Below are 12789 nucleotides of genomic sequence, written 5' to 3'. Positions count from 1 at the left end.
GCACATGGTGCAATCGATTATTGAAACGAATAAGCTGAACTTATTTTACGGTACCTTTCAGGCGCTGAAAGAAGTATCTATTGAAATTCCGGAACGAGCCATTACGGCATTCATCGGTCCATCCGGCTGTGGCAAATCCACCTTGCTGCGCACTCTGAACCGTATGAATGACCGGATACCTGGTACACGAATTGAGGGAACCGTAGCTGTTGGTGGAACAGATATTTACAGCGGTGATGTGCATGTCGAGACACTGCGCAAGAAGATCGGTATGGTCTTCCAGTCACCGAATCCTTTTCCGAAATCCATCTATGACAACATTGCATTCGGACCAAGACAACACGGGATTCATGGCAAAAAAAAGCTCGATGAGATCGTTGAACGCAGTCTGCGTTCCGCCGCTCTCTGGGATGAAGTCAAGGACAACCTGAAGCGCTCAGCGCTTAGTTTGTCAGGTGGACAGCAACAGCGTCTATGCATCGCTCGTGCTTTAGCGGTCGAACCGGATATTCTGCTCATGGATGAAGCGACAGCCTCTCTTGATCCGGTCTCCACCTTCAAGATTGAAGAGTTGACTCATGAATTGAAAGAACGTTATACGATCGTGATGGTTACCCACAACATGCAGCAAGCCGCGCGTGTTTCCCAGCAGACCGTGTTTTTTCTGAACGGTGAAGTTGTAGAGTATTCGCCTACAAAGAGCATGTTTTCCGAACCCGTTGATGCGCGTACACAGGATTATATCAGCGGCCGATTTGGTTGAGATGGTGCTGCTTAAGTAGTAGACGAGAGCCTTTCAGAAATGGTCTGAAAGGCTCTTTTGTCGTTTACATTTTCCAGGGGAGAAGAGGGTACTTGTAACGAAAAACGGTATTATTCTCATGTTTAACATAAATCCATGGAGGTGGGACGGGGGTGCCGAACGCTTTGTATAACGTTGCTCCGTCATCACTTGTTGAATATGGTTCTATGTTGTCCAGAAAGTCTTCCCCGTGCATTTTTCCTTGATAAGACAAGGTCTGCCCCTGCGTGCTGATATGAGGTGCACCTGAGATGAATCGGTAGGATGTATTGATCAAGCCAACTTTCTGGGAAGATAACATCATGAATTCGCTCAGAAGTAGTATGCTGATGAAAAACATGAAAATTGCACTCGTAATCCAACGTTTTTTCTTCATTTTGCAGACCTCCAGTATCATTTTCGAATTTAAAAATTTGTTTGAGCTAAATACTTGTTGAACACTTAGCTCGTAGATAAAGCCAACCGATATATAAACAAGAATCATAATACTTCCGTTGGGGGTTGAAGATCATTAAAATTTGGATGGTTGTGCCTTCACATAAGGCAATGGAAATCAAACTTGAATCTTTTGATCGAGATAGTGACAGGATGGAGGCTTATTTCGACGGGGAGAGTGAGCATTGGGAGCCGCCAGTATTTGTAACGCAGCGAAAAGGTAACAAAAGTGATTGCATTGAATATATGATTACCTTTCTAGTTTTCTCAAAAAAAGCAAAAGATGTTCTCACACCGTTAATCGGAAAGGATGTCGAATTTCTCCCATTAATCCACGCTGAACAAGAGATGTTCGCTGTTAAGGTGAACCGGATACAGGATTTTATTGATATGAGTAATCCTGTTGAGCGAAAGACGGGGTACGGTTTTTTCTCAGAATACGTACATATTCTGCCGGAGCGTATTGATATAGATGCACACTTGTTTTGTCTACCGCAACATCATCACCTTCGTTTTTTTGCGACAGATACATTTAAACAAGTGGTGGAAGAGAATAAATTAAAGACTTTTGAATTTATTGAGCTATGGGATACAGAAAACACAGAAGAGATGCGGAAAGAACGTCTAAAGGTTTATGATACATATTATGCAGACATTGCTGCAAGACAGCAGGTGACTTATGAAACGGCAAGAAGCATCGTTGAAACAGGGACCATTTGTCGTCATGATGATCACATCTTAATACAGAGGAACGGCCAGTTTCTGAATGGTAAGATATTGGATAATGAATCGATTCAGTGGATAATTCCAACGTATATCCCTCCGATTTATTTAGTGTGGCCATGGTACGTGTATGAGGCTACTGAGCTGGAGAGAGTGAAGCAGGAGTATTTTGCAGAACTTTCTTACAAGGTTAACGGACCTAGGGGTAACAAGGTCTTCTTTAAGGACGAACACCTGGAACAAGCTATTCGGTCGAAGCTTCAAGTGTTTAAAGAAGATTTGACGGATATGAACCTGCTGGAATTGAAAGATATCATCAGCTATTACTTCAAAGGACCAGTGTATCATCTGGATGGTATTCAGTATGCCAAAAATTTGCGAAGTTACAGCGTGGAAGAAAATCCTGATTTTGATCTTGCAGAGCTCTGTTATCTGCCTGAGAGTGTCGAAACATTATGTGTCAACAATATGAAATTAAAAAGTATATCGGAATTGACCAGGTTAACCCATCTTTCTAATCTGGAAACCATTCACATTGAGAATAATAATTTAATAGACCTGTCCCCATTGTTGACGTTTCCTCAATTGGACTGGATTAGAGCTGATTACAACCAGATAGAAGACATCACGCCACTTAATCAGCTCAAGAAATTACGTAAGTTGATGTTGGGCTACAACCCAATCCAAAATATTCATTTGTTGGCATTACCAGAGCTCCGCAGATTACGTATTGAGGGAGTACTTACGGAAGACTGGGGATTTTTGCTCACACAATTTCCTAAACTGGAGAGTGTGTGGATCACAGAGAGTGGCATGTCAGTGGTTTCACGTAAAAGTATGAGAGCGGTTATCAAAAGTAAGAAGTTTGAGGTTGTATGGGAATTAGTTGGTGGAGGTAGCAGGTGGTATAACAGGAAGAAATAGAAGTGAAATTTCTGCTAGATTTTAGACAGTCTCTTTTTCTCTTTTAAAGATTTGTACAAGGAGTGTATGAAATGAAGTTTTTATTTGAATTAATGTTATCTATGCTCATGTTAACGAATGGTTCTACTGGTGAGCCGATAACCCGAGAGGATATCCAAGCCTATCTTACATTACATCAATTGAATTATGCAGATGTTAAAATTGTGAATGATCGTTCAGCACTTCTGGTTAGTGTAAAGGGAGAACATGCCAGGGCTTCTATACTTACTAAATCATCAAAGAATACACTTGTGTTGCGGCCTAATGAGTATGTGTGGAAAGAAGATGAGGAAGGCATCTCTGTGGAACAGTTGGGAGGATATCTATGCATCGCTATCCATGACAAAGCACTTAGTCATAAGATGGATTTTGTTAATATTATCTATACAGACGATAACATGGTTGAGAGGAAAGACCGCTATTATTTTAATGGAAAACAAGCACTCATTATTCCAATTCCCTTGCAAAAGGAACACCTTGTTGTAGCTGTTTACGGCAACGACGGTTTCATCCATGATATGATTAAACATGTACCGCAAGCATGGAAGTAAACCATAGGGGACTGAATGAAACATGAATAAAACGGAGCGACAGCTCGCTATTACGTTGGAACTACAACGAACAAAACTGATAAGGGCGGAGGATCTAGCCGCTCAATTTGAGACCAGTGTTCGTACAATATATCGCGATATCCAAGCTTTAAGCGAGGCTGGCGTGCCCATTGCAGGTGCTCCGGGTCATGGGTATTCTCTCATGGAAGGGTACTTTCTGCCTCCGGTTAGTTTTACTGCGGAGGAAAGCGTGTCGCTGCTCATGGGAGCGAAGTTTATCGAACAGAGATGGGATACCGCCTATGGTATTCAAGCAAAATCTGCACAGCGCAAGATTGAAGCCATTTTACCAGAAGCCATTCGTAAGCAGTCCTCGCGTGTACAGGAAACGATGCGCGTGCTTCATCCGATGGGACCTGATACAACTGGCATAGTGAGAACTTACCTTAACGATATACGTAACGCGATTCTGGAGCAACGTAAAATCAGCTTGATGTATCTGAAAAAAATGCCGGGCTCGGACGGGAAACGCTCGAATCAGCGTGTCGTGTCGCCATATGGGCTTACCTTGGTGCGGGAAATTTGGGTGTTGATCGGCAGATGTGATCTGCGGCAGGATGTTCGTCATTTTCGTTTGTCCCGCATGTCGGAGCTTTCTGTTCTGGAAGAGAAATTTCGTCTGCCGCCAGATTTTGATCTGAATCGGTATCAGCCGCCGGATGATCGTAACGAACATGTTCTTGTTCGAGCAAAATCAGAAGTTGCTGACAAAATGATGGAGACCCTTCATTTTTATATTGACCGTGTGGAGGAACAGGAGGACGGGATTCATTTCCGCTTTCGTGTCCGCTATCCTGAGGAAATCCTGCCTCATCTACTTGGTCTAGGTGGAGATATCGAAGTGATGGAGCCGGAATCACTGCGTGCTGGTATGCGGGAGATGGCGACAAATATCTTGAAGCACTACTGACATACCCTTGTCAGTAGTGCTTTTTTATACTGGAATTATTCAAGATGAAGAGGAGTTGTTTGCAGGATGAAAAGCACAAATGAAATATTAAATTCTTTCGAGACTACAGTAGAGAGGTATGTAGCAGAATTAAATCTTTTGAATATGGATGAGTTGCTAAGAAAAGAGAATGAAGAAGAATGGTCGATCGGGCAGATGTACATGCATTTGATTCAATCGGCGCTGTTCATGCAATTGCGTAATATAGAGCATTGCTTAGCCAAGGATGAGCACACAGTAGATGTTGATGCGAAAAAAACAGAACTGGGCAGTCAGGTATTTGATGCAGAACAATTCCCTCCTGTTCAGGTTAAAGTACCAGCTTCTCCGCAATATACACCATGGCAGCCCGAAAGTAAGGAACAACTGGCCCAGGGGCTTCAGCAGGTTGTGGATCGGATGAGGGGTGTAGCGGTTGTGCTGGACGAAGTGACAACAGGCGTTACTCCAAGCCGTAAAGTGCTTCACCCCCGTCTTGGAGCATTAAATGCTCAGGAGTGGTTTCACTTGATCGAAATGCACTACAAACATCATTTTTTACAGCTGGATCGCTTGAAAATGAATCTGGTAATGTAAATCGAATAGTCAATTATATAAGTCTAACCATCTATGTGGACTTTAACGGAGAAGGCTTTTTACATTTGCAATTTTTCTAAACAGTATGAAAAGAATTGGCTCATAAATTGTTTTATGAGCTCTTTTTGTGCGCTATAGATCAAGCTGGATTGAATCCAAATCGCAATAAAGAGCTCAATGGCAGGATGTGACATCCAAAGAAGGGGATAGTTAAGCGTTGTCGAATGAAGTAGTAATACTTCAAAGGAGTTGTCAGTTTATGCAGTATGATCGGGATATATTAACGGTTGATGATGTTTTTGACTATGAGTCTCATGAGGTAAGAAGTGTGTTACGGTCTGTTAGATATAGTATAAGGGTAGGAGACCCTTTGATTTACGGACTGCTGGGGCTAAGTGGATTATAATTATTGATCATTGCCATGAGTATGCTTCAGAGGAAAGTGAGCTTCTTGTTACATTTTTATGGTATGTGCTTGTTGATTTGAGTGTACGAGGACTAATGAGTCGTGATTAAGCAGACGAGAGGAAGATACCTGTGGTAGTCCCAAATACCAATCCCAAAGTAGATGAATATTTAAGCAAAATCAAAACGTGGAAAGAAGAATCCGTGAAGTTAAGGGAGATCATTCAAGAGTTCGACCTGACCGAAGATTACAAATGGATGCATCCATGCTACACGTTGAACGGGAAGAATGTGGTGCTGATTCATGGCTTTAAGGAGTACTGTGCGATCCTCTTTATTAAAGGAGCTCTGCTCAAGGACACCCATGGCCTCTTGGTTCAGCAAACGGAAAATGTGCAAGCGGGTCGTCAGATTCGTTTTACTAATTTGCAGCAGATTGTAGAGCAGGAAGACATGCTGAAATTGTATATTCAGGAGGCAATTGAAGTCGAGCAAGCCGGATTGCAAGTAGAGAAAAAGAAAACAGAGGAATATGCGGTTCCGGACGAACTCCAGCACCAATTCGATGCCAATCCTGCCTTCAAGGAGGCATTCGAAGCACTAACCCCTGGTCGTCAGCGGGCGTATCTGTATCACTTTTCACAGCCAAAACAATCCAAGACCAAGACAGCTCGCATTGAAAAATGTATGCAGCCTATTATGGAGGGAAAAGGGTTGAATGACTGATGCTTAAGTGAGGGCGTGTATGCTCATAAGTATTGATAAATCATTTTCAACAGATAAAGGAAGGTACTGAAAACGATCTGGAACTACAAAATAAGCCTGAGGTTTTTTAGGGCGAACAAATATATAAGGCACAAAGGCACCTGTTTAATTAAGGTGCCTTTGTATTATATTCGTCGACATTGACCGGAATAAATGCTTTGAATATCGTTTTCCTCAAAGAATGATTGATTTGTTCTGCTTTTAATTCTAGGTTTAGGTTTGTAATGTCCTGATCTATAAAATATTCTTTCGGAATGTCGATGCGGAAGTCGTAGGTTATGGTGTCTGCTGTTTCTGATATTGTTTTTTGTTCTTCCAATGAAGCGATTTTTTGAATGGATGCAGGTACTGAAAATTGAATGTCTGCTCCTTCAACTTTTGTAAACTCAATGGTGTAGACTAAAGAACCCTTAGCTTGTTTATAATGCTTACTGCGAATGAAGGCTTCCTTGTCATTGGGAATGGTGTCATCCGAAGTTTTTCCTTCGTAATAGTAGTCCCCTACAGGGATTTCGATATGGTTATTGTGTGCATCGGTCAATGTTACCGTATCAAAATGATTAATCCGTTTATTCGCTTGTAAAACAAGAATATGTTTATCTTGAAGTTGAATACTCTCTTGATTAGAGATTTCAGCTACAAGGTTCCCGTCAGAAAATAGTTCTATCTTAGAAATGTCAATAAAATCTACAGCATAAGGAAAGTAGATTTTGAACTCTTTAGTTTGAAAAAAATAACTTTCTTCTTTAGGAACAGTATTTTCAAGAAGTGCAATTTTATTATTATACTCGTTAGGTAATTCCTCAGACTTTTTCGTAGATGTCTCCAGAGTTGCAGGAGGAGGATCTTGGACACAGCCTGATAATACAATTAAAATGGAACAACTAATTAAAATTTTTCGCATTATTCCTCCGATCTAAGGAAGGGCGGCGGAACCGCCCTAATTATATGTTTTAATTTATTGGGTTGGACCAGAGCCAGGTTTCAAAACCTCTATAGTCGAATGTTGATGCATTATATTGTGTATCCCAGATAATTCCGACGTCTGTGTAACGATAATCCTCTTGTGTTACTTTAATAGCACTTTTTTGTTCATACACCCAGCCGGCTGGAATTGTATATGTTTCGACCAATGATTTTTCAAATTTTTGCCCAATTGCTCCTGCTAATTTGAATCCAACGACATCTTTAAAACCAAAGCTTGTCTCACCACTTACTGAAATTGTGAATTCGGACTTTGTTGAGAGCGTTCTTTTAACAGCGCCCGCTGCAACATTGTTGTAGCGATCTCTGTCGTAGCTAGTGTAGAAGTTAGCTTCAGCTACTTTGGTCCAGGAATTTCTTCCCATTGTTCCAATGCCACCTGAGTTAGGAATAGTAATTGGTTTTAAATTTTTTCTGAAATTATCTTTCAGATCTTTCTCAGTAAGCAATTGTACTCCATCAATGAAAAGTTTTCCATCTTTATACTCTTCAATTGGTGCCCGATTGTTAACAGTAGTTTCTGAATCGGATGCAAGAACAGGAATAGCTAAAGATAAAGATAGCACTGTAACTAAGCTTAAAACCTTTAAACTCTTTTTCAACAACAAAATAATTACCTCCTAAAATATGTATTGGTTAAAAAGGTAATTATATACAATTATATAAAAATTTAATATAGTTATAAAGTAATATATTTACATATCATTCAAATTTATAAAATTCAGTTTTAAGAGAGTTTCTAAAAATTATATTTTTAATATTGTTCCGCATAAAATTAACTGAAGATTGATCATGGAGACTAAGCTCATCGCTGTACACAGACAATGATAAGCATTTGTTTTAGTTATTAATATATCTATAAATAGTATTAATAACTTTTAGGAGGAGGGTTAAAACGTATAATTCAACATTTTACTCTGACTTTGCCATAACTCTACCTCGCCACACTGTATTAAGAACCTCATCTACCTCTTTGATGCGATTAACGGATGGACTTTGAATCAGATTGCCCTTTACCATAACCATCGACATGTTGGATAAAGCTTCGATCTGTTCTAGCGGATTGTGATCCAGTACAATCAAGTCGGCCTGTTTGCCGATATCCAACGTACCCGTTATATCATCAATCCCGAGAATTTTGGCATTCGTATAGGTGACCATGTCGATGACCTCTTTATTGGTTAGTTTGGTCTGTCTCATGTAATGATCCATCTCTCTCCACATATCGTAGTGACTCACGTAGGACATGGCTGCATCGTTTCCGATTCCAATAGTAATACCGTTGTCGATGGCCTGTTTCACCCCTTTGAGCATGGAGTCGTAGACCAGTCTGGCGTTTTCTTTGACCGTCGGACTTAACTTGGTCACACTTGGATCGAGCGAAGCGGATGGATAAGCGGCTTGCAGTGTAGGGATCAATGCGGTGTAACCATGAAGGGCCTTGGGGTTATTTTGATACAAAAGAATAATCTCGTCATCCATCTCAGCCCCATGCTCAATTGTATCCACGCCCCCTTGAAGCGCAACACGCACACCTTCCGTGCTCTCCACATGAGCGGCAACCATCATTCCAATCTTATGCGCTTCATCGCAGACCGCCGCGACTTCGTCCACCGTCATCTGCAGACGTCCAGCTTCGCCAACCATCTTGGCATCCGTTACACCGCCCGTCACACAGATTTTGATCCAGTCCACACCGTTCTTCACATTAATCCGAGTATTTTTGCGCATCTCCCAAGGTGAGTCACCCTCCAGCGCCAAGTAAGGAGCACCATGTCCACCTGTCACACTCAGGAAAAATCCCGAAACAAGCAGATTCGGACCGACCCACTCCCCGCGGTTAATCTCATCTCGCAGTTGCACATCGGTATAAAAGAATTCACCGACACTGCGCATGGTTGTCACACCCGAATGGAGTGCGGTAAGTGCGTTACGTTTCATACGTTTCTTCAAAATATGTTGACCGAATCGGGTATTCAAAATCCGATGATAGGCAAAATTCAGCAAACCTTCACTAACGGAGAGGGTGAGCGGTTTACCATCGGCAAATAGATGCACATGTGCGTTAATCAGCCCTGGCATCACGTATTTTCCGGTAAGGTCGATTGTTGTATAGTGACTGGGGATAGGCAGATCCTGATCTGGAGTGATATTCTCAATAAGTCCTTGTTCGTTGACGAGAACCGTCATGTTGGGTTGAAGATGGCGGCTTGCGTCGCCGTGGATCAGATGCACGTTTTTCAAAGCATAAGCGGTGTTCATGGTGTGTTCCTCCTTGGGTGTGGGTGTTGTTACATGATGTTAGATGTTGAATCAGTTGAGTGATGCGGTTCTGTGCTATTTGGTTTCTCTGTGCAAAGTATTCTTGTGGTCTAAAAATGAATTTATAATTCATTTTTGGGTTAAAAAAATAGATCTGTTTGCCTATGCTTATTTTTTTGCGTGCAAATCAGAGGAAAGTACAACTGATCTGCACGCTGTGTGGCGCGTAGTGATCTATGGTAAAAATGGATTTTTGCTTTGCAGTGATCCGGCACTATTCCTTATTCGTTCAAACTCTTCATGCCGTACAGTCGGTATATATACAACGCTTCAAAAATTTGCTTGCGGCTGTCCTCGCTCATGTCTCGTTTCAATAAGTCCAGATTCATGTCGATGACGTTATGTGCCAGAATGTTCAGCAGAATCAGGTTCTCCTCGTTGCCGATCTCATAGTGTTTGTATTGATTTTTGAGATAGGCTTTCTTCGTTTCGATCATCAGCTCAACCAGCTCGCTCTTGGCGTTGGTGTAGATCGTGCCCTTGTTCTTTTCAAAAATAATAACGATCTGATTCCGATACTTCCGCAACACATCTATCTGTTCATGCATGAGGACGGAACGCTGCTCACTGTTCGTTTCCTCAAACGCATTCTGGTTATCAAAATGAATCGTCTCCACCAGTACCTTTTTCAGATAATCCACCAATTCCGGTGGAACAACAGCGTAGAAAAGCTCCTTCTTGTTCTTGAAATAGGTATAGATATTGCCGACCGATATATTGATCTCGTTCGCAATATCGTTCATCTTGGCATCCGCATAACCCTTCTCAAAAAAGACCTTCAGCGCTGCGTATTCAATTTCTTTCCTGACTTCGTCTTTCTTGGCCTGCACCATCGGAAACGACTCCTTAATAGTGAATGAGTGATTCGTTATTAGGATAGACCTTTTTGGAGGGGGTGTCAAATGGGGAGGGCTAAGCTCGAATTTTATATTAAAAAGAAAGCTGAATTCATATTTTATTTGATCAATTAAACTCATAATTTTATTGATCAGCAGTAGGAGAAGTGGGATGTTTGAGATGTAGCTTATTAGTAGATTAAATCAACTTAGAATATTTGGAGTAAACATGTGAACTCTATTATTTAGTCTATACATTCATGAGGGAATTTTTCTAGAATTTAATAATCAGATAAGTTAAAAGAGATATTCTTAAAACCAATCATAGGAGCAATTTAACAACTCTAACTAGGCAATTAGATAGTAAAATTTTTAGCGAAGCAAAACAGAGTGGAATTTTGAAATAATTACATTAATTATTTTATAGAAGAAGATAAGCTTAATATAGTTATTACAGAAAGTTGAAAAATACTTAGCTATAAATAGTACAATAGAATAAGATTATTCTTAGTATCTAATTATACAAAAAAAGTGGTTTTGAAAGGAGATAATACTATGGGAGTACGAATAAAAGAAGTTAGAATTCGTAATTTTAGATCATTAGAATCAGTAGACATTAGCTTTACAGATAATTGTATTTTGATTGGTGCAAACAATGCAGGGAAGACTTCATTTCTTCAAGCTATTCAAATTGCGTTTGCGGGCAGTAGGAAAATAAATGGAGAAGACATCTTTATTAAAACAGGTGAATTGTTGCCCATGGATAGAAAAGCAATTATAGATGTATTGATAACACCAACTGATGCAAATGACAATGAAGTTGCAGAATTTGATGATGTATGGTTAGAACATTTTGGAGAATTAAGGAGTGAAAAAGTAACTGATCTAAGCCAGTTTGTTGCTATTAGAACAATTATAGTTTTTGATAAGGTTAGAGGTGAATACGAAATAGTAAGAAAAGGTCTAATAGATTGGCCAGATGATGAAAATATTGAAAGTTACATCGAATACAAACAGATTAGAATAACTGAAAGATTACTACAAGCAATTCCTATATTCTACATGGATGCTAAAAGAGATATTTCAGCTGAAATGAAAGATAAATCATCTTACTGGGGTAAGCTAGTAACTGATGTGGGTTTAAATGTAGAAGAAATAGGTGAAATTGAGGAAGTACTTGATAGAATAAATAACGATATAATTAATAGAAGTTCTGTTCTCAAACATCTTGTGAAAAACTTAAGTGAAATCGCAGTTACTATTGATAGCGGAGATGAAAGTATTAAAATTAATCCAGTCTCAAGGAGAATTAGGGATCTAAATAGGGGAATTGACATTACATTTAAAGATAAAGATGCAGAGAGTTTCCCTATTTCTAATCATGGCATGGGGACGAGAAGTTGGATTACTTTTCTAACACTAGTTGCTTATGTTACGTGGAAAATAACTCAAATGAAAGACGATAAAATTCCTTATCATCCGCTAATTCTTTTAGAAGAGCCTGAATCCCATCTACATCCTCAAGCTCAAAGACAAATTTTTAAGCAAATGAATTCTATGATTGGACAAAAAATAATAAGTACACATTCACCAATGATAGTTGGGCAGGCTGAAATAAAAGATGTTATTCATTTATCTAAGCATCAAGGAAGATCAAAAATAAGTACAATGGATGTAACTGAATTAGAAGAGCAAGACTTAAGGAAGATTAAACAGGAGATTTTTAAAACAAGGGGAGATTTATTATTTGCGAGAGCAATTTTATTGTGTGAGGGAGAAACCGAGGAACAGGCTTTACCAATTTTTTTCAAAGAGTTTTTTGGTTGTGAGTCCTTCGAAGCAGGTGTAAACATTGTTAGTGTCGGAGGTAAAGGGAAATATAAGCCTTTTTTAAGGATTGCTAAAAGCTTTAATATTAATTTTTATATACTAAGTGATGGAGAAGAGGACACTATCAGAAAGGTAAAAAAAGATGTAAGAGAAGTTTTTGAGGAAAGTGGGCCAGTAGACAACATAAAATATTTGAATGATGGATATGATTTTGAAAGTTATTTATTAAATGAGGGCTACTCTGAAGAATTGAATATTGCCATGAAGCAAATCCTTGGAGATGATTATCTTCAAAATTATATTGCGAAAAAAGATAACACAATTAGAGGACGTTTAAAAACAGATGCTATATGTTCAGGGTGTGGTCAGAATGTTTATGAAGATATATACAGACAATACGCTGGGGAAGAAGGAGTTAATCAGGCTCTTCTCGATTGTATACATAATAATAAGACTGCATATTCGTCAATCATTGCAGATATAATTGTTAATAACAATGTTGAAAATAAGATTCCGAAAATAATAAATGATCTGTTCAATGTAATGGAGCAGAGTTTGAAAATAAAGATATAGATTTGGAGGTGTCCC

Annotated in this window: 12 protein-coding genes; 7 read left to right on the top strand and 5 right to left on the bottom strand. The window is 39.6% G+C overall.

Going from position 1 to position 12789, the window contains the following annotated elements; all coding sequences use genetic code 11:
- Positions 1 to 4: 4 nt before the first annotated feature.
- The gene (gene pstB, locus M3629_RS11670) at positions 5 to 763 is read left to right on the top strand and encodes a phosphate ABC transporter ATP-binding protein PstB (RefSeq protein WP_154887683.1); all 759 of its coding nucleotides are present in this window, start codon (positions 5 to 7) and stop codon (positions 761 to 763) included.
- A gap of 64 nt (positions 764 to 827) precedes the next feature.
- Here pstB and M3629_RS11665 read toward each other — a convergent pair whose 3' ends face one another.
- Positions 828 to 1178, bottom strand: coding sequence for a hypothetical protein (locus M3629_RS11665; protein ID WP_251506195.1), 351 nt, complete (start codon positions 1176 to 1178; stop codon positions 828 to 830).
- 125 nt (positions 1179 to 1303) lie between these two features.
- Here M3629_RS11665 and M3629_RS11660 point away from each other — a divergent pair, with 125 nt between their 5' ends.
- From M3629_RS11660 to M3629_RS11640, 5 genes are all read left to right on the top strand, one after another.
- Positions 1304 to 2884 (top strand): leucine-rich repeat domain-containing protein, encoded by a 1581-nt coding sequence (locus M3629_RS11660; RefSeq protein WP_251506192.1) that lies wholly within the window; start codon positions 1304 to 1306, stop codon positions 2882 to 2884.
- A 71-nt stretch (positions 2885 to 2955) separates the two neighbouring features.
- A complete protein-coding gene (locus M3629_RS11655; protein WP_251506191.1) occupies positions 2956 to 3474 on the top strand; it encodes a hypothetical protein in 519 nt (172 codons plus the stop codon).
- A 22-nt stretch (positions 3475 to 3496) separates the two neighbouring features.
- The gene (locus M3629_RS11650; RefSeq protein ID WP_251506189.1) at positions 3497 to 4444 is read left to right on the top strand and encodes a helix-turn-helix transcriptional regulator; all 948 of its coding nucleotides are present in this window, start codon (positions 3497 to 3499) and stop codon (positions 4442 to 4444) included.
- A 66-nt stretch (positions 4445 to 4510) separates the two neighbouring features.
- The gene (locus M3629_RS11645; protein WP_251506187.1) at positions 4511 to 5059 is read left to right on the top strand and encodes a DinB family protein; all 549 of its coding nucleotides are present in this window, start codon (positions 4511 to 4513) and stop codon (positions 5057 to 5059) included.
- Between the two features lie 537 nt (positions 5060 to 5596).
- Positions 5597 to 6190, top strand: coding sequence for a YdeI/OmpD-associated family protein (locus M3629_RS11640; protein WP_251506185.1), 594 nt, complete (start codon positions 5597 to 5599; stop codon positions 6188 to 6190).
- Positions 6191 to 6338: 148 nt separating this feature from the next.
- Here the strand turns inward: M3629_RS11640 and M3629_RS11635 are convergent, their stop codons facing one another.
- From M3629_RS11635 to M3629_RS11620, 4 genes are all read right to left on the bottom strand, one after another.
- Complete coding sequence (locus M3629_RS11635; RefSeq protein WP_251506184.1) at positions 6339 to 7133, bottom strand: hypothetical protein; 795 nt, start codon at positions 7131 to 7133, stop codon at positions 6339 to 6341.
- 49 nt (positions 7134 to 7182) lie between these two features.
- Positions 7183 to 7821, bottom strand: a complete 639-nt coding sequence (locus M3629_RS11630; RefSeq protein WP_251506182.1) for a hypothetical protein — start codon at positions 7819 to 7821, stop codon at positions 7183 to 7185.
- A gap of 304 nt (positions 7822 to 8125) precedes the next feature.
- Positions 8126 to 9475: an amidohydrolase family protein gene (locus tag M3629_RS11625; protein WP_251506180.1), complete on the bottom strand. Its 1350-nt coding sequence runs from the start codon at positions 9473 to 9475 to the stop codon at positions 8126 to 8128.
- Positions 9476 to 9756: 281 nt separating this feature from the next.
- Complete coding sequence (locus M3629_RS11620) at positions 9757 to 10368, bottom strand: TetR/AcrR family transcriptional regulator (RefSeq protein WP_251506178.1); 612 nt, start codon at positions 10366 to 10368, stop codon at positions 9757 to 9759.
- Positions 10369 to 10926: 558 nt separating this feature from the next.
- On the opposite strand from M3629_RS11620, the gene M3629_RS11615 reads away from it, so the two are divergent.
- A complete protein-coding gene (locus M3629_RS11615) occupies positions 10927 to 12774 on the top strand; it encodes an ATP-dependent nuclease (RefSeq protein ID WP_251506176.1) in 1848 nt (615 codons plus the stop codon).
- Positions 12775 to 12789 lie beyond the last annotated feature (15 nt).

This window comes from Paenibacillus polysaccharolyticus (assembly GCF_023714295.1).
GTDB lineage: Bacteria > Bacillota > Bacilli > Paenibacillales > Paenibacillaceae > Paenibacillus > Paenibacillus polysaccharolyticus_A.
The sequence above is the reverse complement of the archived record's forward strand: the minus strand, read 5'-3'. Positions and strand labels throughout refer to the sequence as shown.